The 25,349-nt window shown below is 63.4% G+C and carries 29 protein-coding genes, 1 tRNA gene and 1 pseudogene; 20 read left to right on the top strand and 11 right to left on the bottom strand.

The genetic code is table 11. The features are described 5' to 3' along the window. Positions 1 to 123: 123 nt before the first annotated feature. The 4 genes and pseudogenes from K8374_RS09240 to K8374_RS09225 form a co-directional block, all read left to right on the top strand. Positions 124 to 795 carry a polysaccharide lyase family 7 protein gene (locus K8374_RS09240; RefSeq protein WP_224458764.1) on the top strand — a complete coding sequence of 224 codons (672 nt, stop codon included), beginning with the start codon at positions 124 to 126 and terminating at the stop codon, positions 793 to 795. Positions 796 to 1,110: 315 nt separating this feature from the next. Further along, positions 1,111 to 1,701, top strand: coding sequence for a hypothetical protein (locus tag K8374_RS09235; protein WP_143515180.1), 591 nt, complete (start codon positions 1,111 to 1,113; stop codon positions 1,699 to 1,701). 235 nt (positions 1,702 to 1,936) lie between these two features. Then, a complete protein-coding gene (locus tag K8374_RS09230) occupies positions 1,937 to 2,236 on the top strand; it encodes a hypothetical protein (RefSeq protein WP_224458763.1) in 300 nt (99 codons plus the stop codon). A gap of 144 nt (positions 2,237 to 2,380) precedes the next feature. After that, positions 2,381 to 2,776 (top strand): annotated as a pseudogene (locus tag K8374_RS09225) (histidine kinase); the annotation flags it as partial. 45 nt (positions 2,777 to 2,821) lie between these two features. Here K8374_RS09225 and K8374_RS09220 read toward each other — a convergent pair. Further along, entirely contained in the window at positions 2,822 to 2,989 is a 168-nt protein-coding gene (locus K8374_RS09220; protein ID WP_224458762.1) for a hypothetical protein, read from the bottom strand. Positions 2,990 to 3,191: 202 nt separating this feature from the next. Between K8374_RS09220 and K8374_RS09215 the strand changes: the two genes are divergently transcribed. After that, complete coding sequence (locus K8374_RS09215; RefSeq protein ID WP_084855658.1) at positions 3,192 to 3,860, top strand: isochorismatase family protein; 669 nt, start codon at positions 3,192 to 3,194, stop codon at positions 3,858 to 3,860. Positions 3,861 to 3,962: 102 nt separating this feature from the next. Here K8374_RS09215 and K8374_RS09210 read toward each other — a convergent pair. Together K8374_RS09210 and sohB are read right to left on the bottom strand one after the other, a co-directional pair. Continuing rightward, a tRNA-Cys gene (locus K8374_RS09210) sits at positions 3,963 to 4,036 on the bottom strand. A gap of 153 nt (positions 4,037 to 4,189) precedes the next feature. Further along, on the bottom strand, positions 4,190 to 5,215 hold the full coding sequence (gene sohB / locus K8374_RS09205; RefSeq protein WP_084855669.1) for a protease SohB: 1,026 nt from the start codon (positions 5,213 to 5,215) through the stop codon (positions 4,190 to 4,192). A gap of 196 nt (positions 5,216 to 5,411) precedes the next feature. Between sohB and K8374_RS09200 the strand changes: the two genes are divergently transcribed. From K8374_RS09200 to K8374_RS09175, 6 genes are all read left to right on the top strand, one after another. Then, entirely contained in the window at positions 5,412 to 6,122 is a 711-nt protein-coding gene (locus K8374_RS09200) for a histidine phosphatase family protein (protein WP_224458761.1), read from the top strand. Between the two features lie 54 nt (positions 6,123 to 6,176). Continuing rightward, a complete protein-coding gene (locus K8374_RS09195; RefSeq protein WP_084855671.1) occupies positions 6,177 to 6,494 on the top strand; it encodes an SCP2 sterol-binding domain-containing protein in 318 nt (105 codons plus the stop codon). A 204-nt stretch (positions 6,495 to 6,698) separates the two neighbouring features. After that, the gene (locus K8374_RS09190) at positions 6,699 to 7,766 is read left to right on the top strand and encodes a phosphotransferase family protein (RefSeq protein WP_224458760.1); all 1,068 of its coding nucleotides are present in this window, start codon (positions 6,699 to 6,701) and stop codon (positions 7,764 to 7,766) included. A 16-nt stretch (positions 7,767 to 7,782) separates the two neighbouring features. Continuing rightward, positions 7,783 to 8,550, top strand: a complete 768-nt coding sequence (locus tag K8374_RS09185) for an SDR family oxidoreductase (RefSeq protein WP_224458759.1) — start codon at positions 7,783 to 7,785, stop codon at positions 8,548 to 8,550. 115 nt (positions 8,551 to 8,665) lie between these two features. Beyond that, positions 8,666 to 9,739 (top strand): PAS domain S-box protein, encoded by a 1,074-nt coding sequence (locus tag K8374_RS09180; RefSeq protein ID WP_224458758.1) that lies wholly within the window; start codon positions 8,666 to 8,668, stop codon positions 9,737 to 9,739. 16 nt (positions 9,740 to 9,755) lie between these two features. Next, positions 9,756 to 10,454 carry a YoaK family protein gene (locus K8374_RS09175; RefSeq protein WP_224458757.1) on the top strand — a complete coding sequence of 233 codons (699 nt, stop codon included), beginning with the start codon at positions 9,756 to 9,758 and terminating at the stop codon, positions 10,452 to 10,454. 1 nt (position 10,455) lies between these two features. Here K8374_RS09175 and K8374_RS09170 read toward each other — a convergent pair whose 3' ends face one another. Continuing rightward, positions 10,456 to 10,806: a hypothetical protein gene (locus K8374_RS09170; protein WP_224458756.1), complete on the bottom strand. Its 351-nt coding sequence runs from the start codon at positions 10,804 to 10,806 to the stop codon at positions 10,456 to 10,458. Between the two features lie 117 nt (positions 10,807 to 10,923). Here K8374_RS09170 and K8374_RS09165 point away from each other — a divergent pair, with 117 nt between their 5' ends. The 5 genes from K8374_RS09165 to K8374_RS09145 all read left to right on the top strand — a co-directional run bounded on the left by K8374_RS09165 (position 10,924) and on the right by K8374_RS09145 (position 15,683). Continuing rightward, positions 10,924 to 11,226, top strand: coding sequence for an RcnB family protein (locus K8374_RS09165; protein ID WP_224458755.1), 303 nt, complete (start codon positions 10,924 to 10,926; stop codon positions 11,224 to 11,226). A gap of 187 nt (positions 11,227 to 11,413) precedes the next feature. Then, positions 11,414 to 11,638 (top strand): hypothetical protein, encoded by a 225-nt coding sequence (locus K8374_RS09160; protein ID WP_224458754.1) that lies wholly within the window; start codon positions 11,414 to 11,416, stop codon positions 11,636 to 11,638. Between the two features lie 71 nt (positions 11,639 to 11,709). Then, the gene (locus tag K8374_RS09155; RefSeq protein WP_084855678.1) at positions 11,710 to 12,108 is read left to right on the top strand and encodes a glycine zipper domain-containing protein; all 399 of its coding nucleotides are present in this window, start codon (positions 11,710 to 11,712) and stop codon (positions 12,106 to 12,108) included. Positions 12,109 to 12,281: 173 nt separating this feature from the next. Further along, positions 12,282 to 14,111 (top strand): SLC13 family permease, encoded by a 1,830-nt coding sequence (locus K8374_RS09150; RefSeq protein WP_224458753.1) that lies wholly within the window; start codon positions 12,282 to 12,284, stop codon positions 14,109 to 14,111. Positions 14,112 to 14,258: 147 nt separating this feature from the next. Beyond that, positions 14,259 to 15,683: a sensor domain-containing diguanylate cyclase gene (locus tag K8374_RS09145; RefSeq protein ID WP_224458752.1), complete on the top strand. Its 1,425-nt coding sequence runs from the start codon at positions 14,259 to 14,261 to the stop codon at positions 15,681 to 15,683. Position 15,684: 1 nt separating this feature from the next. On the opposite strand, the gene K8374_RS09140 is transcribed toward K8374_RS09145, so the two are convergent. Continuing rightward, a complete protein-coding gene (locus K8374_RS09140; RefSeq protein WP_224458751.1) occupies positions 15,685 to 16,446 on the bottom strand; it encodes a sulfite exporter TauE/SafE family protein in 762 nt (253 codons plus the stop codon). Between the two features lie 100 nt (positions 16,447 to 16,546). Between K8374_RS09140 and K8374_RS09135 the strand changes: the two genes are divergently transcribed. Beyond that, positions 16,547 to 17,446: a LysR family transcriptional regulator gene (locus K8374_RS09135; RefSeq protein WP_224458750.1), complete on the top strand. Its 900-nt coding sequence runs from the start codon at positions 16,547 to 16,549 to the stop codon at positions 17,444 to 17,446. A 602-nt stretch (positions 17,447 to 18,048) separates the two neighbouring features. On the opposite strand, the gene cfa is transcribed toward K8374_RS09135, so the two are convergent. The 3 genes from cfa to K8374_RS09120 all read right to left on the bottom strand — a co-directional run bounded on the left by cfa (position 18,049) and on the right by K8374_RS09120 (position 20,080). Further along, complete coding sequence (gene cfa, locus K8374_RS09130) at positions 18,049 to 19,203, bottom strand: cyclopropane fatty acyl phospholipid synthase (RefSeq protein ID WP_224458749.1); 1,155 nt, start codon at positions 19,201 to 19,203, stop codon at positions 18,049 to 18,051. 36 nt (positions 19,204 to 19,239) lie between these two features. Then, positions 19,240 to 19,665: a DUF892 family protein gene (locus K8374_RS09125; RefSeq protein WP_224458748.1), complete on the bottom strand. Its 426-nt coding sequence runs from the start codon at positions 19,663 to 19,665 to the stop codon at positions 19,240 to 19,242. A gap of 244 nt (positions 19,666 to 19,909) precedes the next feature. Beyond that, entirely contained in the window at positions 19,910 to 20,080 is a 171-nt protein-coding gene (locus tag K8374_RS09120) for a hypothetical protein (RefSeq protein WP_224458747.1), read from the bottom strand. 395 nt (positions 20,081 to 20,475) lie between these two features. Between K8374_RS09120 and K8374_RS09115 the strand changes: the two genes are divergently transcribed. Further along, a complete protein-coding gene (locus K8374_RS09115) occupies positions 20,476 to 20,652 on the top strand; it encodes a hypothetical protein (RefSeq protein WP_224458746.1) in 177 nt (58 codons plus the stop codon). Positions 20,653 to 20,667: 15 nt separating this feature from the next. Here the strand turns inward: K8374_RS09115 and K8374_RS09110 are convergent, their stop codons facing one another. The 3 genes from K8374_RS09110 to K8374_RS09100 all read right to left on the bottom strand — a co-directional run bounded on the left by K8374_RS09110 (position 20,668) and on the right by K8374_RS09100 (position 23,763). Then, the gene (locus tag K8374_RS09110; RefSeq protein WP_224458745.1) at positions 20,668 to 21,420 is read right to left on the bottom strand and encodes a hypothetical protein; all 753 of its coding nucleotides are present in this window, start codon (positions 21,418 to 21,420) and stop codon (positions 20,668 to 20,670) included. Positions 21,421 to 21,487: 67 nt separating this feature from the next. Then, positions 21,488 to 22,912, bottom strand: a complete 1,425-nt coding sequence (locus tag K8374_RS09105) for a DUF5666 domain-containing protein (protein ID WP_224458744.1) — start codon at positions 22,910 to 22,912, stop codon at positions 21,488 to 21,490. Next, on the bottom strand, positions 22,909 to 23,763 hold the full coding sequence (locus K8374_RS09100; protein WP_224458743.1) for a DUF6502 family protein: 855 nt from the start codon (positions 23,761 to 23,763) through the stop codon (positions 22,909 to 22,911). Before K8374_RS09100 ends, K8374_RS09105 begins: the two co-directional genes overlap by 4 nt. A gap of 201 nt (positions 23,764 to 23,964) precedes the next feature. On the opposite strand from K8374_RS09100, the gene K8374_RS26430 reads away from it, so the two are divergent. After that, positions 23,965 to 24,945 (top strand): hypothetical protein, encoded by a 981-nt coding sequence (locus tag K8374_RS26430; protein ID WP_411969615.1) that lies wholly within the window; start codon positions 23,965 to 23,967, stop codon positions 24,943 to 24,945. Between the two features lie 57 nt (positions 24,946 to 25,002). Further along, entirely contained in the window at positions 25,003 to 25,239 is a 237-nt protein-coding gene (locus K8374_RS09090; RefSeq protein ID WP_224458741.1) for a hypothetical protein, read from the top strand. Positions 25,240 to 25,349: the final 110 nt, after the last annotated feature.

Genomic DNA, 25,349 nt, shown 5'->3' with positions numbered 1-25,349 from the left:
CCGCCGCCCTGGCGGGCTTTTTTATGGGCGCCTTTTCATCCGGCCCTGGCGCATTTTTCGGAACCCTGCCTGCTGCCCCGATTCGCACAAGTGTGGACCTGTCTTTTTGCAAGGAGAACCCGCATGGCCGTGAACATCGATAATCTGATCATCACCACCCCCGTTGCCAAATCCGCCACCGACCCCACCGCACTGGAAGTCACCGGCGCCGTGGCCTTGGCCACCCTGCCCGACTACGTTGCACGCCTGCCCGACGGTTCGGTACGCATGAGCGCACCGACCAAGGGCGCTTCCAGCAAAAGCACCCATCGCACCCGCTGCGAATGGAAAGAAGCCGTCTACTGGACCCTGGACAGCGCCGGCAACCATCGTAACTACCAGTTGTTCAAACTGGAGAAGGTCAACTCGATACAAAAGGTGGTGATCTCCCAACTGCACGTAAAGGATGATGACAGCCCACCCATCAAGATCTTCTGGAACAAAGGCAAGCTCACCTACGGCTTTCGTGCGGAGTTCAACCAAGCCACGGCCCCCACCAGCACCCTGCTGGCGGAGGTCCCGCTCAATGCAACATTCGAGATCAGCATCGAGGTAGCTGCCTCCGGCGCCGTGGTTCTGGGCGCGAGCTGCAATGGCCGTACGGGGCGTATTGCCTTGCAACTGGCCGAGTCATGGCGAGCGCGCATTTTCAATTTCCATGGCGGGGTCTACAACCAGGTGGACTACAGCGACACCACCTCGCCAGAGGATGGCTCGGCTTGCGTGATCAGCCAGTTGGACCTGATCCACCTATAGACCCCCAACGGGTTGTGAACATGCTCTTCACGTTTTTCTGACAAACGTATAGGCACACTGAAACTGCTTCGTACGTTCTTTAACCCGCCTCCCCCATCGGCGGGTTTTTCTTTTCTGCCTTCTGGCGAGCCGCCCTCTGCCGAAAAGTGTGAAATCTGTCACAATTTTCCGCTTAAAATTGAACTTATCCGAAACGTCTTACTCAACCGGCAGAATGCTATTACGTCTGGCATAGCCTATTGACAGCATTGAATGCGCTGCGCGGGTGAGTATTCTGCAGCCCTATATCCACTTTTCCTTCCAAGGACGGACTCCATGAGGCCTCTCTCCCTTTTGGCTGTTTCGGCGAGCCTGCTCGTCGCCCTTCCTGCCTGGGCAGGCCCAGGCCAGGCCAACCGCGTCTGGAGCCAGGAACCGAGTTCGTTCCTGGGTATCGACCTGCAAGGCGACTTCCTCAAGCAAGTTGCCGAATGCCCTACCGATGAGACCAGGCCAACCGAACCCTGCCGCGTCGCCACCTCCGACCCGGATCGTTTCGAAATCCGCGGCCTGCCCTACCTGCCCATTTCCCCTGGCTACAGCCTGGTGGCGACCCTGGCGGGCGGACAGGTGAGCGAGCTGGTCTTCAGCGGCAATGCCAACAGCCTCTACCTGGTCACCGACATGCTCACCGAGCAGTTCGGCGAACCGGCCGAGCAAAACAGCCGTTGGATCAAGATGAGCTCTGGCGCTTCCTACCTGACCGAAGTCATGTCCTGGAAAGGCGAAAAGGTGGCGATCAACTTCCAGCGCCAGGAGCAGGACCTAGGCAAGTACGCGGTGACCGTGTCCAACCTGCCCACGCAGATGGCCACCACCGAAGAGACGCCCGTCGAAGCTGTACAGCCGGACGTCTCCAAGCTCTGAACCGAACAGGAACCTCTGGTGGGAGCGGGCTTGTCCCGCGATCAAGGGCGTAGCCCTGCCACCTATCGGTGATGCCAGGGCCGACCTAATCGCGGGACAAGCCCGCTCCCACAAGGACGGCGCAAACGGGTGGGAGCCGGCTTGCCGGCGATTGGGCCGGTACAGCAATACAAGACACCCGCTCCCGAATCGGTGATGATGAAGCTCCCGTTCCACACGCCACGGATGCCCAACGATGCCCCTTCATCAGGCCCACTCCACACACCTCGCGGCAGCCTTGATGCTGGTAACCGCCCTGCTCCCAGGCTGCACCACCCAGCTGACCGAAAAAGGCCAACAGGTAAACCTGGTGACCGCCTCGTCGGTCAACGCCTGCGACCTGGTCGACACCTTCACCCTGCAGGGCAGCTCCGCCGACGATGCCATCAACCTGGCATTCAACAGGGCGGGCGAGCTTGGTGCCGACAGCATGGGCGTGAAATCTGTCGATGAAGAGGGCGAGATCAAGGCATTGGCATTCAACTGCCAGCGATGAACGAACCGTTTCCGTGAGCTGGATGAGAGTCGCAGGCTACTGACCCTATCTCCTTGACATGACCGCGACGGGGCGCATTGCGCCCCTGGGTCATGGGCTATCGTTCGCCGGCGTACGCTCACCTTCCTGCGGCGAGATCCTCACGAAAACATGCCGGATGACTTTCGAACGCCGGTCGACATTCTGAGCAACCACGTCGCCTTGATCTGGCGTAAGCAACCAGTCGTCAACCAATTACTTGAAGCGATCGAGGCCGTTCCGGTGGCCGAGCGCCTGGACGCCATCACCACGATGCTCGAACAGGACCAGCAACTGCGTGAGAAAACCAACAAGTAATAGCACTTCTACATGCTGTTGTTTTCCGTGCTGCTGAGGTGCTCCCTGGTGGTCCTGGCCATTCGCCTGATCCGCAGTTTCAGCGAGATCAACCAGGCCAATACCGCGCTGCAGAACGCCAGCGATGTGCTCAAGCAACGGGTCGATGAACGTACCCGCGAACTGAAGAACGCCCAGAGCGAGTTGCTGGCCTCAGCCCGGCAGCCTGCCGCATGACCGGCTCGGCCCTGGCGGGTTGCGACAGCCTGGTCAGTCTTGCGATGGAACCAGCTCGTAGCTCAACGGCGCGCCAGGAAAAGACGCGACCCAACGCGTCGTGTAACGCGACTTGCAGTGCGGGCATTGCACCTGCTGGCCGTCCTTGCGCTCGTCTGGCTCGAATTGCAGGTCCTCGTTGCATTTCTTGCACTTGGCCATGGGAAATCTCCTGAGGTGGGGCCTCTTCTCAGCATAGCCTTCCCACTTCCAGTCCTGTCGAGTCGCCTTTTTTCGAGCTCCCGCGCACACGGGTCTATGCGGCTGCCCTTGCTTGCGCAACCGGTAGGGCCCGTCTACTTTTTTTGATGCTCTCACCTCCCGAGGGCGGTGAAACACAACCCTAGGCTTGCGAGGTGTCAGCATGGCTTCCACCAACGGAATGCTAGACCCGGATGACTCTGTCATCCTGCTTATCGACCATCAGAGCGGGCTGTTCAACACGGTTCGCGATGTCCCCATTCCCGACCTGCGCAACTACGTGATCGCCATTGCCAAGACGGCCACCTTGCTGAACATTCCGGTCATCACCACGGCTTCCGTGCCGGATGGGCCCAACGGGCCATTGATTCCGGAAGTCCACCAGTACGCGCCGCATGCGGTCTATGTGCCGCGCACCGGCCAGATCAACGCCTGGGACAACCCACCTTTCGTAGAAGCAATCGAGAAGACGGGGCGCAAGACCCTCATCATCGCCGGCACGCTCACCAGCGTGTGCATGGCATTTCCCGCCATCAGCGCAGTGCAGGCTGGCTACAAGGCGTATTGCGTGGTCGATGCCTCTGGCAACTGGAGCAAGCTCGCGACCGATACGACCATTGCCCGCGTCACCCAAGCGGGGGCGATTCCTACCGATACCTTTGCGATCGTCGCGGAATTGATGCGCACATGGAACAGAGCCGAAGGGTCGCGCTTCGCAGAAATCCTGGCAGAGCATGTGTGCCCTGAGTACAAGTGCTTGATCGAAAGCTATGGCAAGGCGCAGGAGATTGCCAAGAATGGGCCGGAGACCAAGCTCGATAAATATAAGTGAACGAGATTGAAGCCTCTGGGAGTTGTAGAACAACTGCCATTAGAGGCTTTCTTCAATGCAAATAAAAACCCCGTAGACCTAGATCTACGGGGTTTTGAATAGTGGAGGCCGAGGTCGGAATCGAACCGGCGTAGACGGATTTGCAATCCGGAGCATAACCACTTTGCTACTCGGCCTCAAAGTTCGGATCTAGCAGCTTACGCTTCGCTATCTCCTTGAAACTTCAGCACTTTTTCAAGCTTGCTGCGTTTCGATGGACGCCATTATGTCTACATTCTTTGGACCTTGCAACCCCCTGATCATAAAAAATCTTCAAGGGGCTCAAGGTGTTAGCGCAGGCGACCGAGTTTGCTCCACAGCCCCACCAAGGTGTTCTCGACGGTGCCGCTGGCGGCCATGCCGATGCGCTCCTGCAGGCTCTTGCGTTCGGCGTAGTGCAGGTGGAACAGGTTGGCTTCGCGGGCGCGGTCGCTGAGGTATTCGTCGCTGGTACGCAGCTCGTCGACCAGCTTGCGGTTCAGCGCGGCGACGCCGAGCCAGACTTCGCCGGTGGCCACTTCATCGATGTGCAGCTGCGGGCGATAGCGGGAGACGAAGTCCTTGAACAGCTGGTGGGTGATGTCCAGGTCTTCCTGGAACTTCTCCCGGCCCTTCTCGGTGTTCTCGCCGAACACGGTCAGGGTGCGCTTGTATTCACCGGCGGTGAGTACCTCGAAGTCGATGTCGTGCTTTTTCAGCAGGCGATTGACGTTGGGCAACTGGGCGACCACGCCGATCGAGCCGAGCACGGCGAATGGGGCGCTGACAATCTTTTCGCCGATGCAGGCCATCATGTAGCCGCCGCTGGCGGCTACCTTGTCGATGCATACGGTCAACGGAATGCCGGCCTGGCGGATACGCGCCAGTTGTGAGGCCGCCAGGCCGTAGCTGTGCACCAGGCCGCCGCCGCTTTCCAGGCGCAGCACCACTTCGTCACGCGGGGTGGCCAGGGTCAGCAGTGCGGTGATCTCGTTGCGCAGGCTCTCGGTGGCCGAGGCTTTGATGTCGCCGTCGAAATCGAGGACGAACACTCGGCCTTTTTCCTCGGCCTTGGCCTTGCCCTTCTTCTGCTGTTTTTCCGCCTTGGCCTGCTGCTTGCGCAGGGCTTTGAGCTGGGCTTTGTCGAACAGGCCCGATTCCAGGCGTTCGCGCAAATCCTTGTAGAACTCATTAAGGCGGGTGACCTGCAACTGCCCGCCCGACTTGCGCCGCCCCTTGCCCCGCAGGCCGGCGATAGCCGACAGGACCACCAGGATGGCGATCACCAGGGTGGCGGTTTTGGCGAGAAAGCTTGCGTATTCGGCAAGAAACTCCACATTGACTCCTTGATAGACCAGCGCCTCAGGGCGCGAAACTGTTGCAAGCATACCGGTGCGCTTGGGGCGCTGCCAGCCGGGGAAAACGCTGGCAACACAGTTCAAACGACCTTTTCAAACGCTTGTATGTTTTTTCGTTGACAGCCTGTCTGTCGCATCCTAACCTCGCAGCAACTCCAATCGGCCGGACCTCTACGTGGGCAACATCTACCTGATCCGACATGGCCAAGCCTCCTTCGGCGCCGACGACTACGATGTCCTCTCGCCCCTGGGCGCACGCCAGAGCCACGCACTGGGCGAGCACCTGGCCCAGCTCGGGCTGCGCCTGGATCGTTGCCTGGCCGGCGACCTGCGCCGCCAGCAGGACACCGCACGCCTGGCCCTTCAGGCCATGCAGGCCCAGGGCTGCCGCACGCCCGCCCTTGAGACCGACGCCGCGTTCAACGAGTTCGACGCCGACGGCATGATCCGCGCCCTGCTCCCCGGCCTGCTGCCGCAGGAGCCCGAAGCGCTGCATATCCTGCGCAACGCCGCCAGCAACCGCAGCGAGTTCCAGCGCCTGTTCGCCCTGATGGTGCAACGCTGGCACGACGGCGAGCATGAAAACGACGGCCTGGAGACCTGGCAGGCGTTCACCGCCCGGGTCGGGGCTGGCCTCGAGCGGGTGCTCGAAGGTGCCAACAGCGGCGACAACATCGCCATCTTCACCTCCGGCGGCACCATCGCCGCCCTGCTCCACCTGGTTACCCGTATTACCCCCAGCCAAGCCTTCGCGCTGAACTGGCAGATCATCAACACGTCGCTCAGCCACTTGAAGTTCCGTGGCCGCGACGTGGTACTGGCTTCCTTCAACAGCCAAGCCCATGTGCAGCTGTTGAGGACGCCGGAGCTCGTCACCTACCGATGAGCCCGGCCTGTTGTCCCCGTGGGGACGTGAATATCACTCTATAAGGAATGCGCCATGACCTCCGTAGCTGATGCCGTCAAGAAGATGCAAGAGAAGTTCAACCCATCCGCTGCCGCCGGCCTGGACCTGGTGTTCGGTTTCAACATCACCGATGAAGACAAGCACTACGCCCTGATCGTCAAGGATGGCACCTGCGACCTGCAGGAAGGCGAAAACCCGGACGCCAACTGCACCCTGGTCATGGACAGCGAAACCCTCAAGGGCATCGTCAGCGGAGATACCGATGGCATGCAGGCTTTCATGAGCGGCAAGCTGCGCGTCGAAGGCGACATGATGCTGTCGATGAAGCTCAGCGAGCTGTTCCCGGCCTGAGTGGCATGGGCACTCGCCGATGAAAAGAACCGGAGCCGATGGGCTTCGGTTTTTTTTTGCCCCGCTGCCTGAAGCCAAGCGTTCATCAGGCCCACTGATCGCGTGCCAACACCGGCATCTATCGAGTCGCTGGCACGCTTGTACCAAGGGCCTACGGAAATTAGATTAGCCAATAATCCTCGCGCTCGATAATAAGGTAAACGCATGACGCTCACCGACCAGTCCACCCAGGTACGTCCCGGCGAAGAACTCGACGCGGCCGTCATCGACCCTTACCTCAAGGCCCATGTGCCTGGGCTGAGCGGAACCCCGATCATCAGCCAGTTCCCAGGCGGTGCGTCGAACCTCACCTACCTGGTCGCCTACCCGGAACAGGAGTTCGTGCTACGCCGGCCGCCGTTCGGCCACAAGGCCAAGACCGCCCATGACATGGGCCGCGAGTTCCGTATCCTCAACCAGCTCAACAGCGGCTTCCCCTACTGCCCCAAGGCCTACGTGCATTGCACCGACGAATCGCTGATCGGCAGCGAGTTCTACGTCATGGAACGCGTCAAGGGCATCATCCTGCGCTCGGACATTCCACCGTCCCTGGGCCTGGACGCCCGTCGCACCGAGGCCCTGTGCAAGAGCTTCATCGACCGCCTGGTGGAGCTGCATCAGGTCGACTACAAGGCCTGTGGCCTGGCCGACCTGGGCAAGCCCGAAGGCTACGTGCAGCGCCAGGTGGAGGGCTGGACCAGCCGCTACGAAAAAGCCCTGACACCGGACGCACCGCACTGGGAACAGGTGATCGCCTGGCTGCGCGACAAGATGCCCGCCGACCACCCGCGCCCGGGCATCGTGCACAACGACTACCGCTTCGACAACGTGATCCTCGATGCCGACAACCCGATGCGCATCATCGGCGTGCTGGACTGGGAAATGACCACCCTCGGCGACCCGCTGATGGACCTGGGCAACAGCCTGGCCTACTGGATCGAGGCCAATGACCCACCACCGGTACAGCTGATGCGCCGCCAGCCGAGCAATGCCCCGGGCATGCTGACCCGCCGCCAGTTCGTCGATTACTACGCCGAGCGCGCCGGCATCCGCCTGGACAACTTCGATTACTACTATTGCTATGGCCTGTTCCGCCTGGCCGGCATCGTCCAGCAGATCTACTACCGCTTCCACCACGGCCAGACCCAGGACAAGCGCTTCGCCCAGTTCATCCACATGAACCGGCTGCTGGAGCAGATGGCCCTGCAGGTGATCGGCAAGTCCTCACTCTGACAACAAGGAAAACGGCATGTCCAAGACCACCCTGTTCGACCTCGACGGCAAGATCGCCTTCGTCTCCGGCGCCAGCCGCGGTATCGGCGAAGCCATCGCCCACCTGCTGGCCCAGCAAGGCGCCCACGTGATCGTCTCCAGCCGCAGGCTCGAAGGCTGCCAGCACGTAGCCGATGCCATCGTCGCCGCAGGCGGCAAGGCCAGCGCCGTGGCATGCCACATCGGCGAGATGGAGCAGATCCAGCAGGTGTTCGCCGGTATCCGCGAGCAGTTCGGTCGCCTGGACATTCTGGTCAACAACGCCGCCACCAACCCGCAGTTCTGCAATGTGCTGGACACTGACCTGGGCGCCTTCCAGAAGACCGTGGACGTGAATATCCGCGGCTACTTCTTCATGTCGGTGGAAGCCGGCAAGCTGATGCGCGAGCACGGTGGCGGCAGCATCATCAACGTGGCCTCGATCAATGGGGTCTCACCGGGGCTGTTCCAGGGCATCTACTCGATGACCAAGGCCGCGGTGATCAACATGACCAAGGTGTTCGCCAAGGAATGCGCGCAGTTCGGTATCCGCTGCAACGCCCTGCTGCCGGGGCTGACCGACACCAAGTTCGCCTCGGCCCTGGTCAAGAACGACGCCATTCTCAACGCCGCCCTGCAGCACATCCCGCTCAAGCGCGTGGCCAACCCCAACGAGATGGCCGGCGCGGTGCTGTACCTGGCCAGCGAGGCGTCCAGCTATACCACCGGCACCGCGCTCAATGTCGACGGCGGCTACCTGTCCTGACCGTACTGCTTGCCCGTTCTCATGGAACTGCACAAAAAGGTTGACGCAACCCGTCAACCTGAAGTTTACAGCTCAGGTATACTGCCGGCTTCGGCCCAAGCCCAGGATCCTGACCATGACGGAAAACAGCTTTGCCTTTCGCCTCAAGGAACTGCTCGAACACCACAAGCTGACCCTGCAGGCGGTAGGCACGGCACTGGGCATCTCGCGCACGGCCGTGCACAAATGGACCCGCGGCGGCGAGATCGACTACGACAACCTGCGCAAGCTGGCGGACTTTCTCAAGGTCAATTGGATCTGGCTGCGCTATGGCGAAGAGGCCCTGCAAAGCGTGCAGCATGCCGAAGTGGTCGAGCTGCCGATGACCGACCTGCGTCGGCGCTACACCGCTGAGATCATGGAAAGCGAAATGCGCATGAAGCTGGCCCAGGAAGGTGCGCGCATCGTCACCTGGGAATGGAACCTGGTCAGCGACGAGGTGACCTATTCACCCAACGTCGAAGACGTGTACGGCTGGCCGGTGCGGCACAACGAGGACTTCTGGGTGCACGTAGCCCCCGAAGACGCCATGCAGATGCACGCCATGTACACCCGCGCCGTGGCCAGCGGCACCCGCTGCGAATGTGATTTCCGCATCACCCGCCCCGACGGCAGCCAGCGCTGGATCGCCTCGCGCGCCACGGTGCTGCAGGACAGCGCCGGGCGTTCGGTGAAGATGGTCGGTATCAGCATGGACGTCACCGAACGCAAGGTGGCCGAGGCGGAGCTGCGCCAGAGCGAGGAGCGTTTTCGCACCATCTTCGAACTGGCCTGGGGCGCCCTGGCCTACATCGACCCGGACGGCACCTGGAGCCGCGTCAACGGCAGCTTCTGCGAACTGTTGGGCTATACCGAACAAGAGCTGTATGGCATGACCTTCCAGCAGCTCACCCACCCCGACGACCTGCCCGGTAACCTGGTGCTGCTCGAACGCATGCTGGCGGGCGAAATCGACCGTTACGAAGTGGAAAAACGCGTGCGCCACAAGGATGGCCGCTACATTTGGGTGCGTGCCCGTACCTCGTTGCAACGTCACGCCGACGGCCAGCCCGAGCACCTGATCAGCGTGTTCGAGGACATCACCGCCGAGCGCGACGAACATGAACGCCTGCAGGCCCATATCGCCGGCCTGCAAGCTCGCCTGAGCTAGACGGAGAAGCGAGTCGATGCTGCCCGGAAGCCTGTCGACCAATGGCCAATGCCGTAACCCTGTGCAGCGCCGCGGCACCGTGGGGCTGTATTTCGTCGCCGGGCTCTCGGTGCTGGCGGGCATGACCGACGCCATCGGCTTCATGGCCACCGGCGATTTCGTCTCGTTCATGAGTGGTAACACCACCCGCCTGGCCGTCTCGCTGGGCAGCGCCGAGATGGGCCTGGTGCTACGCCTGGTGCTGGTGATCGGCGCCTTTATCCTGGGCAACGCCATGGGCGTGATCATCGCGGCGAAAAGCGGCCGGCGCCCCTGGCCGTTACTCAGCCTGATCGGCGCCCTGCTGGTGTTGGCTGCCTTGCTGCCGGAGTTGCTGCAACTGCCCGCGCTGCTGGCGGCGGTCACGGCCATGGGCATGATCAACGCCGTGGTGGAGGAAGTGAATGGCCTGCCGATTGGCCTGACCTACGTCACCGGCGCCCTGTCACGCTTCGGTCGGGGCCTGGGGCGTACCTTGCTGGGCCAACGCCGCGAGGGCTGGCGGGTGCAGTTGATTCCTTGGAGTGGCATGTTCCTGGGCGCCATCGCTGGGGTTCTGCTGGAGCAGCGCTTCGACCGCGCCGCGCTGCTCGCCAGCGCTCTGCTGGCCCTGCTGCTGGGCCTGGTTTCGCTGAAGATCCCGCGGCGCTGGCAGCTGCGCTACATGCCGCGCTGAATCACAGGCAGGTCGCTGCGGCAGCGCGACGGCGCAAGGCGTTGGTGTCGTTGCTTTGCGCGTAGTAGTCGACACGGGTCCCACCGGCCTGCGGGTAGATGTCTGCGAACGACTCCGCTTCCCGGGTATAGACGGTGAAGCCGCCCTGCTTGCGCGGCGCCAGGTAGCCGCTGGCATCGACACCGAATGCCGCCTCTTCCTGCCAGCTGAACTGGATGCACTGGGCGACAAGGTCAGGCGTCTTGGCCGAGTCGAGCTGGGCGGTCGGCGCACCGTTACGCGCGGCGTCCATGGCCGCTGAAGCACAACCGGCCAGTACCAGTGCTGCGGCGATCGGCAAAATTGCTCGCATGTTCCATCCTCGGGGGCAAAAAAGAAGGCGACTCTAGCACTGGCGCCAGCGCGAGTGAATTGTCCTGCGCGAACCGTTGTCGCAGATAGGGCATGCCCTGCCTACAAGGAGCCCTCCATGAAGCCACGCCAAGCCCTGTATGCCCTGCTGCTCGGTGCCACCTTGCCCTGCCTGCCCCTGGCAGCGACTGCGGCGGGTGCGCCAGAGGAAAGCGTCACCGCACCGCACACCGAACGCGAACTGAAGGTCGGCGACAAGGCGCCGGACCCATACAAGCGCGACGAACTGGCCGTGCGCGACTGGCGCGCCAAAGGCCTGCCTGCACCGGAAACGGACAGCCACTGGGTACGCCTGGCCGATCATTACGTGCTGGTGCAGACCACCAATGGCGTGATCCTCGCCATCCAGCCCGCCACCTGATCCCACGCCCGGGCGAGTCCGCCAACCCAGGTGACCTACGCACCAGCACTTGCCCGGGCCCTTTCGCGATCTAACCCATGCCGCTTATCGCTGGCGCGGGAAAAACTTGCGCGCGCAAGAAACCAAATCGAGCGATGCCTGTCTCACGAAGTACCCCGTAAACCTTTGCGGATCAAGGACCTATATCGTGATCAAGCGTATTGCGAGCTTTTCATTGATTGCCACCGTGCTGCTGCTGGGCGGCTGCTACCACCATTACGACGATGATGACTATGGCTGGCGGGACCGTGATCGCGACCATCGCTACTACCGCTATGACCGCGATGACGATGACCATCGCTACCGCGACCGGGACCGTCGCGACCGTTACTACCGTCACCGCGACCGTGATCGCGACGACGATGACGATTGATACCACTACCAACCTGACCCGCCGCCGTGGCGCGGCACTTTTACCCTGATGATTCCTTTGAGGTTCATATCATGCGTCTGACTCTGCCTTCCCTTGCCCTCGGCTTGCTGCTCTGCCAGGGCGCATTTGCCGGCGACGGCACCGCGGCCATCGGCGGCGGCCTGGGTGGCGCCCTGGGCAACATCGTTGGCCAACAGATCGGCGGCAGCACCGGTGCTGCCATTGGCGCAGGCCTGGGCGGTGCGGCCGGCGGCGCGGTCGGTGCACGCAAGGGCAACCGAACCGAAGCGGCCATCGGCGGCGGCCTGGGTTCGGCCGGCGGTTCGGTACTGGGCCGCGCGGTAGGCGGCTCCACCGGTTCGACCATCGGCGCAGGCCTTGGTGGTGCTGCAGGCGGTGCCCTGGGCAACCACATCGGTGACAACGACCGCGACCACGGCCACCGCCACCACCGTCGTCACCGCCACTGATCCATCGTACGCAGGGGGCTGCTGCGCAGCCCTCTCGCGGCACGAGGCCGCGCCTACCGAAAGCCCGTCATCCAGACTGCAGCCTTGCAGTGCATCAATACCTCCTTCACCACACGCCGGCACACTAGCGCTACTCTCTACCGTGCCCCTCGCGTGAAGGATCACCCCTCTCCATGAACCATGAGCTGCTCTGGGTCCTCGGCCTTTTGGCCATCGTCGTCATTCTCTTCGTCGTCAACCGCCCGCGCATGGACGTGGTCGCCCTGCTGGTGATTCTCGCCCTGCCGCTTTCGGGCATCCTCACCATCGAGCAGGCCCTGGCCGGTTTCAGCGACCCCAACGTGGTGCTGATCGCCGCACTGTTCGTGATCGGCGAAGGCCTGGTGCGCACCGGCATCGCCTACCGCATCGGCGAATGGATGAGCGAACGCGCCGGCAACAGCGAAGCGCGCCTGCTGGTGCTGCTGATGATCGCCGTGGCCGGCCTGGGCTCGGTGATGAGCTCGACCGGCGTGGTGGCGATCTTCATCCCGGTGGTATTGAGCATTGCCGCGCGCCTGCAGCTCTCGCCCAGCCGGCTAATGATGCCGCTGAGCTTCGCCGGGCTGATCAGCGGCATGCTCAGCCTGGTCGCCACACCGCCCAACGTGGTGGTGCACAGCGAACTGGTGCGCCATGGCGAGCAGGGCTTCAATTTCTTCAGCTTCACCCCGTTCGGCCTGGTGGTGCTGGTGCTCGGCATTGGCTACATGCTGTTCGCCCGCCGCTGGCTCAGCGGCGAAGTGCGCAAGGACGGCCGTGTGGAAACCCGCCGCACCCTGCTCGACCTGGTGCTGGACTACAAGCTCAACGGTCGCGAGCGGCGCCTGCGCATCCGCCCTCATTCGCCTCTGGTCGGCCATACCCTGGGCGAACTGGAACTGCGCACCCGCCATGGCGCCAACGTGATCGGCATCGAGCGCCAGCACAAGTTCACCACCCGGGTCATCGCGGCCGACTCCAGCACGGTGCTGCACCAGGGCGATGTGCTGCTGCTCGACCTCTTCGCCAACCTCGACGACCTGCGCAGCCTGTGCCAGACCATGCAGCTCGAACCCCTGCACTTCAAGGCGGCCTACTTCATCGACCAATCCCAGGAGCTGGGCATGGCCGAGGTGTCCCTGCCGCCCGGCTCGCAATTGATCGGCAAGAGCATCCTGGAGCTGGCCTTTCGTAGCCGCTTCGGCCTGAACGTGGTCGGCCTGCGCCGGGAGCAGACCGCTATCGAGGCGCAGCTGGTGGAGGAAAAACTGCGCCTGGGCGACACACTGCTGGTGGTGGGCCCCTGGAAGGCCGTACGCCAGTTGCAGGGCCAACCCCGGGACTTCCTGGTGTTGAGCCTGCCGGCGGAAATCGACCAGGTGGCGCCGGCGCGCACCCAGGCGCCGTTTGCGCTGCTGAGCCTGGCGGTCATGGTGGGCCTGATGGTCAGCGGCGCCGTGCCCAATGTGATGGCCGCCCTGATCGGTTGCCTGCTGATGGGCGCCGGGCGCTGCATCGACATGGACAGCGCGTATCGCGCCATTCATTGGCAAAGCCTGGTGCTGATCGTCGGCATGCTGCCGTTCGCCCTGGCCCTGCAGCGAACCGGCGGCATCGACCTGGCGGTGAGCGGCCTGGTCGGCCTGCTGGGCGGCGCCGGCCCGGGCGCGATCCTGGCGTGCCTGTTCGTGGTTACCGCCGTGATCGGCCTGTTCATTTCCAACACCGCCACGGCGGTATTGATGGCACCGGTGGCGATCAGCACCGCGCAACAACTGGGCATGTCGCCCTACCCGTTCGCCATGACCGTGGCCCTGGCGGCCTCGGCAGCGTTCATGACGCCGGTGTCCTCCCCGGTCAATACCCTGGTGCTGGGGCCAGGCCAGTACCGCTTCGCCGACTTCGTGAAGGTCGGGGTGCCGTTCACCTTTTTGGTGATGCTGGTCACGGTGTTCATGGTGCCATGGTTCTTCGGCCTCTAGCTGACGTCAAGAAACCGACGAAAAATCAATGTGTTCACATTTCGACCGACAGGACACCAGCTAATTGACATTGTCCCCGCTCTCGAAACACACTGACACGATATTGCCCCAGGTGCCTTCGGTCGTTTTCCTGGATTCAGTTCCCGCTTGCCGGTCGAGCCCATGGTGTTTCCAGCCCAATCGCGCCTGCTTCCCCTCCTGGTCCTGTTCGGCCTGACGTTCGCTTTGACCGTGGGCGGCATCCTGGCCCGGCCGATCGAATCCCTGTCGCTGTTCTGGCCGGTGAACGCCGTGCTCGCTGGCCTGCTGCTGCGTTATCCGCGCCAGGCCAATGCAAGGGGCTTCGTGCTCATCTGGGTAGCCATGGTCGCCGCCGACCTGGCCAGTGGCAGCGCGTGGAAGCCTGCCTTGTGGTTCAACCTGTGCAACCTGAGCGTGGTCGCCACCCTCTGGCAGGTGTTGTCGCGCTTGCCCCGTGTGCATCGGCGCATGCGCACGCCACAGGGCGTGCTATGGGTATTCGGCGCCTGTGCCGTAAGCGCCACGGTGGCGGCGAGCCTGGCCTGCGTAGTGGCAGCGCCGTGGTTCCAGGAATCGCTGCGGGCCACCTGGCTGGCCTGGTTCAGCGAGCAGTTTTCCACCAACGTGCTGGTGCTGCCGATGCTGCTCACCGCACCGAACCTGCGAACCCTGGTACGCGGTGGCACCCAGGCGATCCGTGTGACGCCCATCCTGGTGTTGTTGGCCTCCTTGGCCCTGAGCATCGCATTCGGCGGGCCAGGCGCCATCGCCTTTCCCATCGCCGCGCTGCTCTGGTGTGCCTGGATCTACTCACCGTTCCTGGTGTGCGTGCTGGCTTTCACCGCTGGCACCACGCTGATCGTCGCCGTGGCCCAGAGCCTCATGCATTTCAGCCTGCCGCAGAGTGTGCCTGGGGTCACCACGTTGATGTCGGCGCGCCTGGGCATCGCCATGCTGGTGCTCGGCCCGCTGGTGGTGGCCTGTGTCAGCCAGGCCAACCGCTGCCTGCTGGCGCGCCTGGCGCACCAAGCCACGGTGGATCACCTGACCGGCGCCCTCACCCGCAGCGCCTTCACCCAACGTGCCATGGCCCTGCTCGACAGCCGTCAACAACATGACCAGGCCTTGCCGCTGACCCTGATGATGCTCGACATCGACCATTTCAAGGGCATCAATGACCAGCATGGTCATGCCGTGGGCGACCAGGTATTGCGCCAGTTCGCCCGCACCCTGCAGGACCAGCTACACGAAGGCGAGCTGTTCGCCCGCCTGGGCGGCGAAGAATTCGTGATCATCGTGCCTGGCCTGGCGCCGGAGCAGGCTAAGTTCACCGCCGAACGCCTGCGCCGTGCCGTGCAGGAACTGCGCGTGGTCCAGGCCGAGCAGCACCTGCAGGTGACCGTCAGCATCGGCGTGGCCGGTTGCGCCCCCGAGCAGCGTGCCGTGAACCTGGACACCTTGCTGGCCCGCGCCGACCAGGCGCTCTACCGGGCCAAGGCCGATGGCCGCAACCGCGTCGAACAGGCCGAGGCCCAGCGCCAGGCGATGTGACCTACCCCGCCAGCAAGTCCCAGGACAACTTGGCGATCAGCGCGCACAGCAGCACCAGGAACAGCCCGCGCACGAAGCCTGCGCCCTTGCGTACCGCCAGCCAAGTACCGGTCAGGGCGCCGAGGATGTTGAACGCCGCCATGGGCAAGGCGATGGCCCACAGCACATTGCCCGATGGGATGAAGAACACCAGCGCGGCCAAGTTGGTGGCGATGTTCACCAGCTTCGCCGAGGCCGAGGCGTGGAGAAAATCCAGGGCGAAAAAGCGGATGAACAGGAAGATCAGAAAGCTCCCGGTGCCCGGCCCGAACAACCCGTCGTAGAAGCCGATGGCGCCTCCGATCAGCACCGCCAGGCACTGCTCCTTGCGGCCGATCTGGGCGGGCTTGTGCAAGGTGCCGAAATCCTTCTTGCAGAAGGTGTAGACCGCCATCAGCACGATCAGCACCAGTACCGCCGGGCGCATCAGGCTTGGCGGCACCAGGGACACCGTCGCCGCGCCAACGAACGACATGACGAAGGCGCTGAGCATCGCCGGGACGATCAACCCCCAGTCCAGTTTCACCTTGCGTACGAATGAGCGCGCTGCGAACGATGTGCCACAGACCGAGGCCAGCTTGTTGCTGCCCAGCAGTGCTGCCGGTTGCGCGTTCGGCAACAAGTTGAACAGCGCAGGGATCTGGATCAACCCACCACCGCCCACAGCGGCATCGATCAGGCCTGCGGCGAAGGCGAACAGCGAAAGCAGGGCTATATCCATCATGAGGCGGGCTCCAGGCATCAAGGCGAGCGCCAAGGCTAATCAAAGCCGCGCGCTTATGGTGAAATGCCGCATTGCGAAAACTGCAATCAAGGAGCCTTTCATGGCATTGGATATGCTGCGCGAGATCCAGGCGTTCGTAAGCGTCGCGCACAAGCGCAGCTTCGTTGCCGCGGCCCGCGCCCTGGGGCGCTCGCCCAGCTCCGTGACCCGCGCGGTGCAAGCGCTGGAAGACAACGCCGGAACCAAGCTGCTCAACCGCAGCGCAAGTGCCGTGAGCCTCACCGAGGCGGGCGAACGCCTGCTGCCTCACGCTGAGCGCTTGCTGGATGTGCAACGGGACGCGACGGACGAACTGGCCGCGCTCAGCGGCACCGCCCAAGGCTGGATCCGCTTCGCCGCGCCGGAACTGCTCAGCCAACAATGCTTGCCCCAGGTCTTGGCAGGGTTTGCCCGGCAACACCCCCAGGTCACCCTGGATGTGCAGTTCAGCGACCTGGCGTTGGACCCGCTGCAAGGCAAGTTCGATTTCGTCATTCGCGGTGCCTTCCCGCAGTCCAGTGAGCTGATCGGCTACCCGCTGTGGCGCTACCGACGCTACCTGTACGCCAGCCCGGACTATCTGGCCCAGGAAGGCACGCCTGGGCACCCCGAAGCCCTGGAAGAACACGCGATCATCCTGCATACAGCACCCCGCATCCTCAAGGCCTGGCACTTCTATCGCGATGGCCAGATCACCAGCCTGCGCCCGCACCCTCGCCTGCGCCTGAGCTCAGGTGGCGCGGTGCTGCAAAGCGCCCTGGCCGGCGCCGGCATCGCGCGCCTGGCAGATTGGGTGGGTGACCCGTACGTGCGCGCCGGGCGCCTGGTAAAGGTCTGCCCCGACTACCGATTGACCTCCAGCACGGGCCAGGACCCACAGATGCATGCCCTGTATCCGGCCGGCGAGCTGCCGGCGCGGGTACGGGAACTGTTGCAGATGCTGCGTCGAGTCTGCCCATGAGCGACGGTTCGGGCTGGCTTCGACAGCGCTGCTCAAATTCTGTTCAATTTAACAGAGCCCGCCGCCAGCTTGGGTTGCAGAACTTTATCCACAGACCTACCCACGTTTTTTGTGGACAGATTTCCCAGCGCAAAGAACGACTTATCGTACAAGCTGGGGCCCCGGGAGCGGGCCACGAACAACGGGCTCAACTGGGCGGAATGGTACCCAGCAGGCCGATCAGGATTGTCAGGAACAGGAAACCACCCAGGAACAGTGCGAGCTTGCCCATCGGAACCTCTACAGAGATGTACGGGAACGGGGAGGCTGGCTGGCGCGGATGCGGCGCAGCTCAGCGTACCCAGCGCTCTCCGGTTGGAAAGGCTGGGCCTGATGGGTATTGTCGGCGCGAGACTGATACAGTTACAGATTCAGGTTCATGGAAAAAAAGCGTATCAGATGAACGCTGGCGACCAGCCTGTGCCCGCTTGAGTGCCCCTGGTGAAATCCTTGTAGGAGCGGGCTTGCCCCGCGATCAAGGGCGAAGCCGTTGCCAGGCGACGGTGATATCGGGGCGGGCCTAATCGCGGGGCAAGCCCGCTCCTACAGGGGGGTGCGTGGACTCAAGTGACCCGTTGGTAACCGCCGCGCACACCCCGGCGTGACATCACCCATTGCCACAGCTGGATGTCCCGGGCACGAAACGCCCCCGCGCAGGACAACAGGTAGTAACGCCACATGCGTCGGAAGCGTTCGCCCAGCTCATCGGCGAAGTACTGCCAATGGGCCTCGAAGTTTTCGTGCCAGGCCATCAGCGTGCGGTCGTAGTCGGCGCCGAAGTTATGCAGGTCCTCGACCACCAACAGGCCATCGGCGGCATCGCCGATCTGGCCGATCGAAGGCAGATCGCCATTGGGGAAGATGTACTTGTCGATCCAGCGGTCCGGCACGTCGCGCCGTCGGTTCTTGCCAATGGTGTGCAACAGCAGCAGGCCATCCTCCTCCAGGCAACGCGCGGCAACTTCCATGAACGTGCGATGGTTCTTGCGCCCCACGTGCTCGAACATGCCAATGCTGACCACGCGGTCGAAGCGCTCGTCGAGCTCGCGGTAATCCTGCAGACGAAACTCCAGCGGCAGGCCTTTGTAGCGTTTCTCGGCCCATTGGCACTGCTCGCGGGAGATGGTCACCCCGACACACTCGACACCATAGCGCTCAGCGGCAAAACCCATGAAGCTGCCCCAGCCGCAACCAATGTCCAGCACACGCATACCAGGGCGCAGGCCCAGCTTGCGGCAGATCAGGTCCAGCTTGGCTTCCTGGGCCTGGGCGAGGTCGCCGGCCTCTTTCCAGTAGCCGCAGGTGTAGGTCATGCGCGGGTCGAGCATGGCGGCGTAGAAATCATTGCCCAGGTCGTAGTGGCGCTCGCCCACGGTCCAGGCGCGCCGGGAGGTCTGGCGATTGAGCAGGCGAGCCTGCAGCGTATGGTAGATCAGTGCCATCGGGCTGACTTGTTCGGCCACGCCAGCGCGCAGCAGGCGGGTGAAGAACTCATCAAGTTGCTCGCAGTCCCAGTCACCGTCCATGTAGGCCTCGCCCAGGCCAAGGTTGCCCTGGGCCAGGGCGCGCTGGGGTACATCGGCGGTGTGCAGTTGCATGTCCCAGGGCTGCTCGCCTTCCAGGCCAAGGCCGGCCTGGGCCAGCAGTTCACGGGCGAAGCGGGTGGTACGGTTGGCCGGCGCGGCGCCGGGCAGGTTGGAGGAAAACTCGAAAGGCATGGTGTGTCCTTGTGGGTATTGGAAATCGGACGCGCTTCAAACGTCGGGGGTGTCCTGGTGCAGCCCCAGCACCACTTGCAGCTCCTGGCGTAGCCAGGGCTGCTCAATCGAAGGCAGGCGGGCCTGCAATTGGCGGGCGACCCAGCGCTGGCCGCGGGCGATGAAAAGCAGCCGCTCGTGCAAGTCGGCGATGGCCATGGCCTTGCCATAGAACTCGCCCATGCCTCCGCCAGGCTTGGCGTCGAGACGTTCCAGGCAGTTGCGCAGGCGGCGGCAGCTCTCCGCCTCGCCGTGGTGCAGCTGCTCCAGGCGCTGGAGCAGCAAGGGGTCGTTGGTCTGCCTGGCACTGTCGAGCATCAGCCGGGCACCGGCACGCTCGGCGCGCATGAGCATGCGCAACCAGTCGATCAGGTCATCGGAAGGCGGTACGGCAGGGCCCTGTGATTCACAAGCATGCGACATGGAAAACTCCTGAAGCCGCTGGACTGCGCGGCGACAGGACGAGCTTAGAATGCTGGCACGCTGAAATTAATTGAAATTAAATGGGGGTTGAGTGCAATAAAACGAATACCTGAACAACACTCGAAACCCTTTTCATAGAGGGCTGTCCAGCCGTATTCAGGGCCTGGCCCGGATCAGCCAGCACGCCTTCACTGCAACTTTGCTGCAACTTTTTTGATGCAATCGGCATGAGGCGTCCCGCCCATTATTGGACCCCTTTCTTCCCCTGCCCCGTATCGCCTTCCTGCTCGGCAGTGCGCTGGGCCGTGGTCTTGCCACCTTCGGGCTGTCGGGCGTTCGGTCGCAAGGCATCGTTGTCCCGTTCGACTTCACCTGGCGTGCGTTGAGTGGGCGTGCTGCCGGTGTTCTTTTTCATGATCCACCTCGGTGCGAACCTTTGCAGGGTTCGAGCCGTGCATCAGTTGAAGGGTTCAATCCCTCTGTTTTTTCCGCCTGCAAGTACGTGCTTTGCGCCAAGCAATTGAAACATTTCTTTTCCCATAAACCCGGGATGACCGGCCGTGGCCCCTGCAGGCCGTTCGAACGCGTAACGAGCACCTGCCCCCCTGCCTACGGGGTAAACACCCTGTTTCAGCTCATCAATGGAAACGGATCTAGCACTCGCTTTGTAGGACCCATCCGAAGTACACGTAGCCCATGTATTACATAAAGCCCAGTTCCTGTATGAAACATCAGTTTCACCCGTTTGAACGAGCTGATACGGTCGCCGCTTTCCTACAGCGGCACGGATGCCAGCAGCACGAGACCGACATGGACCCGTATCAGACCTCTGCCCTCGCCCTACAAAAAAACCTGCTCAACCTGCGCCAGAAGCGCGACCTGTTGAGGTCCCAGGCACGTCACGAAGAAGCCGACAGGCTTGCCAAGCGAATCGCCGATATCGAGGCGACGCTTCGTGGCCTACCAGCCGTACCGACCTTACAGTGACTGGCCAGGCCAGCCTCAGAATGCACGGTTGAGAAGTAATCCACCGCCAGTGTCGGGGCTCGCATCGGAAAAGCCCTTCAATGCATAGAGCTGGACCTTCCAATGCGCATCGAGCTTTTGCGTCAGGAACAAGGTGAGCTCCTGGATTTCATCGCCATCGGCGGTCACTTTCTGCCGCCAGTCGTAGGCCGCCCCGGCGGACGTGCCAGGCGCCAGGCGGGCGACCAGGCCGACGGACGTGAAGATCGGATCGCGAAACTCGCTGCCCGCCGGGTCACCGAACTTCTTCCAGCCCAACGTGGCGAAGCCGCTCATGGCGCCGAAGGCCCGCACCAGGTCGACCTGGGCGGAGTAGTCGGTTTTGCCTGTCCCCAGGCAACGGTCTTCGTCAGCCGTGGGCAATTTCACCTTGCCCACTAGGTCCACCAACAGGTTGCCGCCGTCGCGGCCATCGAACAACGCGTAGTCGACGCTGGCCACCGTGTCTCCGAGGCCGCTCTCGACGCGCCCGCAATCATCACCCGCCAACGGCTCGCCGCCGGGGCCCACTGCAGGGTTGGTGATGCGCAGGTAGGGGATGGTGAGCTTGTAGACCATCGGGCCGGCTTCGTACTTGCCGATCACCGGCATGTACCAGGTCTCGCTGGTGGCGGCCGTGCCATAGTCGCCCCGCGAATAGTCCAGCCCCGTCGAAAGGCTGAGGTCATCGGCCAAGGCAGGCAATGCCAGGGTCATCAGGCAGGGAAACAGCGCGCGCATCGGTATCATGCTCACCTCGTGGCGATTGCCTATCGACGTTTACATCGCTCACCCAGCGATCAGGCCAGGCCCAGTGCTAATGCGGCCCCGAGTGGTCCGGGCGCTCGATTTTCTCCGGGCGGTCGGGCTTTTCGGGGCGTTCGACCTTCTCTGGCCGTTCGACTTTGTCCGGCCGCTCCACACGTTCCACCCGCTCGATTTTTTCGATGCGCTCGGGCTTGTCCGACCGGTCGGAGCGCTCGATTTTCTCGATCCGCTCGATGCGCTCCACACGCACACCGTTTTCGAACACCTCGATCCGCTCGCGGGTCTCCACACGGTCTCCATCGTCACGCGTCTCGATCCGCTCCCGGCGCTCGAGCGCTCCCGAACCTGACACGTCCTGGCGCTCGATCTTGCCACCGGATCCATCGTGTTCGATGCGCACCCGAGCTCCAGCCTGTCCGTCCTGTCCGTGCCCGGCCTTTGCGCCTTCATGGTTTTGCGACTCGACCTTCCGCCCGCTCGCGTGGTCGACCTCGCCGGAATGCCCGTGCAGAACCTCGACCCGATCGGCCCGAATGCGGCGCGCCTGCTCGAATACGCCGCTCACCCGAACTCGCTGGCCGATGGCAAGGCTCGACGCCTGGCCGCCGCCGACGTGGGCCGTGAAACCGCCAACGTCGATGCGATCACCGTGTCGCCCGCGCACCAGCCCTTCCACCAACGCGTTGCGCACTCGCCCAGCGAAGGGGAAAGCGGGATCCCGGCTCGCCTTGGCCACCTCCAGTTGCTGGCCATTCCATGCACCCCGCACCAGTATTTCACCGGTGGCCGGCAGCGGCTTGCTCAGCGCCAGGCCCTGCAGGTTGCCTGCTTGCCGGATATCGCCAATAGCGCTGGCCTGCCTCAGGCCTGGCGCACGATCGATCCGGCTGGCCATGACCTCGCCCTGGGCATTGCGCAGGCCGCTGACGCGCACCGTTTCACCGATGCGCAGGCCGGGTGCCAAGCGGGCACCCGTGGCCACGTGCACCGGCTGGCCCATCACACGCAGGGCCGTATCGCCAGAGGCAAGTCCTGTTACCGGACCTTCATAAGCATTGAGGATGGCGATGCTGCGCGCCTCCAGCCCCCGGCGTGACGAGTACGCCTCCACCGCGACGACCTGACCGATCGCCAGGCGCCGGCTGCTCGCTGGCAGGCCGTTCTCGCTGAAGGCCACCTGGTCATCGAAATGCACTTCCGCCCCATTGACGCAAATCGAGCCAAAGCCGGTGATGGTGCCGACAATGCCGGTGCCACCGACCCCGCCATCCCCGACCGGAGCCCCGGTGCCACCGATTCCTCCGCCACCTGGCCGCGCACCGGTGCCGCCAATGCCCCCATTGTCCGCTGGCGCGCCGGTGCCGCCCATACCGCCAGGCTCGACGCAAGCCGGTGCTGCCGATGCCAAAGGTGGCAGCACAAGCAGGCCGAACAGCACGACGAGGCTGGCGACCAGACGCGCAATCCTGTTCATGGCGGGCTGGCCTTGGCTTCAGAGGGCGCCTCGGCCGGGCTGGGTTCGGTGTAGAAATAGAGCCCGACGGTGATGCGCTGGCGGGCATCGGCAGGCGGTGGGTCGCGCGCTTCCAGCTCGGCCGCCAGCTGGTTCAGAGCGACGAGCACTTGCATGCCGTCGGTCTGCACCAGCGTCTTGAGGTGCTCGACACCCGCCGAGGACAGGCTGTCGTAGTGCACCGCGCGCTCGAAGAACGGCTCGCCTGTCTCTGTCAGGTTGTGCACCGCGGCGCAGGCATGGTCATGCAGATTGTGGCGCAGGTACGCCACCTTTTCCTCGAAGCCCCGCTGCGGGATGAACGCCCGGGTCTGCAGGTGCACCTGGTCCTGCTCGTCCACCCGCACCACGCCCAGGCGCAGCCATTCATCCAGCACGACGCGCGCGCGAATATCGGTGCTCAGCGCCGCGACCAGGCTATCGAACGAGCCGTCGCCCCCCACGCTGGCCAGGCGCGGCAAGGCCCGCGGCTGGCCGGGCTGGTCGCAGAACGGGGCCTGGTTCAGCCAGATGCTCACCAGGTGCGCACCGAAGGAAACCGCCTCCGGCATGCCGGTGTCGCCTGCCGCTGGTTGGGCGCGCAAGCGCCGCACATCCTTGCGATGCACGCCGGTGATCAGGCTGATCCGGCTGTCGCTCGCCGGCTTGCCATCAATACGGAATTCTTGCTCGGCGACCTCCACGAAGATCTCCTTGAGCACGTGGGTGAAGCTGTTGAAGGTGACCCCTTTGCGCAGCATCAGCCTCACCAGCGGCCGCATGACATGCTTCAACGCAGGCAAGAGGGAAGGAGGCAAGGTAGGCAATTGCATTGCAGGTCTTCCTTATCGACGGGCGAGCGGTGTGGTCCCAGGCCATTCCAGCAGCTTGCCCAAGGCATCACAACCATCCTGGCCTACGCCCTGCCCCACCACGGAGCCCGACCATCGCGCCGGGCCCCGTCGTCCTGGGTTCAGCGGTCAAGCACCGCCGCGATCATCACCTACGTCATGGGCCGGGCCGTCGTCGGCACCGTGACCGACGCCGTGGGCTTCGCCGACATCGTGGCTGGGACCATCATCGGCGCCATGGCCAACACCATGGGCCTCACCAACATCATGGTTGGGGCCATCGTCGGCGCCGTGACCTACGCCATGCGCCTCGCCGACATCATGGTTGGGGCCATCGTCAGCGCCATGGCCAACGCCATGCAGGCCGCCTTCATCGTGATCACGACCATCATCGCGGCCATGCCCGCTGTTCGCGCTTCCCGGGCCACTGTTGCCGGCATGCCCACCCTCGCCGCTGTGGCCCGAGCCGCTGTGGCCACCGTGGCCGCCGCCGTCGCCGCCGTGACCTCCGCCATGGCCGCCACCACCGCTACCACCATGGCCACCACCACCTCCGCCGCCACCGTGCCCACCGCCGCCGCCGTGACCGCCTCCACCTCCACCATGCCCACCGCCGCCGCCGTGACCGCCCCCTCCACCGCCATGGCCACCACCGCCGCCATGACCGCCTCCTCCACCGCCATGGCCACCACCACCATCTTTCGCATAAGCGCTGGAGAAATCACTGATCTGGTCAGGAACCAACGCCAGCGATGCCGAAAGAGCGCCGCCAATGGCGAGCGCCAACAAGCATTTCTTGAGCAGCATGATGAATCTCCGCTTCAGGGTTGCAGTTTCACGCTCGAAACAAACGCAACAACCAACGAATCCCGATTGCCTTACGGGCAACCAGCCAACCAGCGGGTGCTCCATCCCGGTGTCTGTGCCGATGTGCGTATGCACATTCCTTCCGAGGCCAGTCAGCCTGTTCTGCGTGGGATTTTTTCCCACGTTTCGAGCATAGACCTGTGGTACAGAGAGTCAATGACCAGCTATCCGTTAGCGATCTGGCCCAAGCCCCAGCCGTGTTGCACAACGAGGAAGATGAAGAGCAACTCTGACGTTTGTCGCGCTGACACCGGGATCATGGCTGGCCGCCCATCCAGGTGGATGCAAAGCCAGTAACCAGAGGTGGCCACAGCGTAGTAGCGTGGGGCATTACCGGTATCACGGAGGGGCGATATGAGCATTCGCAGCCTGGCCAAGAACCTCCCGGCAGACCCTGATCATGAAGGCAGGGTCCTGGGTTGGGGCGTACTCAGAGACCGGCACCCCTGGCATTTCGTGGATGTCTATGCCGACCAGCAGACGGCCCGGGCAGAAGCGCAGCGGCGCGGCGAGGGCTATGTCGTAGAATATGGCTCGCACCGGTTGGGGTCGGATGATTTTATCTGCGGCGTAACAGCGCCTGAGGGGTAAGGCTGCAATTGCCTTGCTCGATTCTCTCCTGCTTTACGCCCCTCTAGGTGGGGTTTACCCGCGAACGATGCGACGCGGTATAGGGCACCGGCTTCGCCGGTGTTCGCGGG

This window comes from Pseudomonas sp. p1(2021b) (assembly GCF_020151015.1).
GTDB classification, from domain to species: domain Bacteria; phylum Pseudomonadota; class Gammaproteobacteria; order Pseudomonadales; family Pseudomonadaceae; genus Aquipseudomonas; species Aquipseudomonas putida_K.
The sequence above is the reverse complement of the archived record's forward strand: the minus strand, read 5'-3'. Positions and strand labels throughout refer to the sequence as shown.

Excerpts from the sequence above, each read along its gene's own strand:
- K8374_RS09190 (WP_224458760.1), top strand. The coding sequence starts at position 6,699 with ATGACGCTCACCGACCAGTCCACCCAGGTACGTCCCGGCGAAGAACTC.
- K8374_RS09125 (WP_224458748.1), bottom strand. The coding sequence starts at position 19,665 with ATGTCGCATGCTTGTGAATCACAGGGCCCTGCCGTACCGCCTTCCGAT.
- K8374_RS09240 (WP_224458764.1), top strand. The coding sequence starts at position 124 with ATGGCCGTGAACATCGATAATCTGATCATCACCACCCCCGTTGCCAAA.
- K8374_RS09090 (WP_224458741.1), top strand. The coding sequence starts at position 25,003 with ATGAGCATTCGCAGCCTGGCCAAGAACCTCCCGGCAGACCCTGATCAT.
- cfa (WP_224458749.1), bottom strand. The coding sequence starts at position 19,203 with ATGCCTTTCGAGTTTTCCTCCAACCTGCCCGGCGCCGCGCCGGCCAAC.
- K8374_RS09170 (WP_224458756.1), bottom strand. The coding sequence starts at position 10,806 with ATGCGAGCAATTTTGCCGATCGCCGCAGCACTGGTACTGGCCGGTTGT.
- K8374_RS09165 (WP_224458755.1), top strand. The coding sequence starts at position 10,924 with ATGAAGCCACGCCAAGCCCTGTATGCCCTGCTGCTCGGTGCCACCTTG.
- K8374_RS09135 (WP_224458750.1), top strand. The coding sequence starts at position 16,547 with ATGGCATTGGATATGCTGCGCGAGATCCAGGCGTTCGTAAGCGTCGCG.
- K8374_RS09215 (WP_084855658.1), top strand. The coding sequence starts at position 3,192 with ATGGCTTCCACCAACGGAATGCTAGACCCGGATGACTCTGTCATCCTG.
- K8374_RS09155 (WP_084855678.1), top strand. The coding sequence starts at position 11,710 with ATGCGTCTGACTCTGCCTTCCCTTGCCCTCGGCTTGCTGCTCTGCCAG.
- K8374_RS09220 (WP_224458762.1), bottom strand. The coding sequence starts at position 2,989 with ATGGCCAAGTGCAAGAAATGCAACGAGGACCTGCAATTCGAGCCAGAC.
- K8374_RS09140 (WP_224458751.1), bottom strand. The coding sequence starts at position 16,446 with ATGATGGATATAGCCCTGCTTTCGCTGTTCGCCTTCGCCGCAGGCCTG.
- K8374_RS09235 (WP_143515180.1), top strand. The coding sequence starts at position 1,111 with ATGAGGCCTCTCTCCCTTTTGGCTGTTTCGGCGAGCCTGCTCGTCGCC.
- K8374_RS09195 (WP_084855671.1), top strand. The coding sequence starts at position 6,177 with ATGACCTCCGTAGCTGATGCCGTCAAGAAGATGCAAGAGAAGTTCAAC.
- K8374_RS09180 (WP_224458758.1), top strand. The coding sequence starts at position 8,666 with ATGACGGAAAACAGCTTTGCCTTTCGCCTCAAGGAACTGCTCGAACAC.
- K8374_RS09230 (WP_224458763.1), top strand. The coding sequence starts at position 1,937 with ATGCCCCTTCATCAGGCCCACTCCACACACCTCGCGGCAGCCTTGATG.
- K8374_RS09150 (WP_224458753.1), top strand. The coding sequence starts at position 12,282 with ATGAACCATGAGCTGCTCTGGGTCCTCGGCCTTTTGGCCATCGTCGTC.
- K8374_RS09120 (WP_224458747.1), bottom strand. The coding sequence starts at position 20,080 with ATGAAAAAGAACACCGGCAGCACGCCCACTCAACGCACGCCAGGTGAA.
- K8374_RS09100 (WP_224458743.1), bottom strand. The coding sequence starts at position 23,763 with ATGCAATTGCCTACCTTGCCTCCTTCCCTCTTGCCTGCGTTGAAGCAT.
- K8374_RS09105 (WP_224458744.1), bottom strand. The coding sequence starts at position 22,912 with ATGAACAGGATTGCGCGTCTGGTCGCCAGCCTCGTCGTGCTGTTCGGC.
- K8374_RS09185 (WP_224458759.1), top strand. The coding sequence starts at position 7,783 with ATGTCCAAGACCACCCTGTTCGACCTCGACGGCAAGATCGCCTTCGTC.
- K8374_RS09110 (WP_224458745.1), bottom strand. The coding sequence starts at position 21,420 with ATGATACCGATGCGCGCGCTGTTTCCCTGCCTGATGACCCTGGCATTG.
- K8374_RS09175 (WP_224458757.1), top strand. The coding sequence starts at position 9,756 with ATGCTGCCCGGAAGCCTGTCGACCAATGGCCAATGCCGTAACCCTGTG.
- K8374_RS09115 (WP_224458746.1), top strand. The coding sequence starts at position 20,476 with ATGGACCCGTATCAGACCTCTGCCCTCGCCCTACAAAAAAACCTGCTC.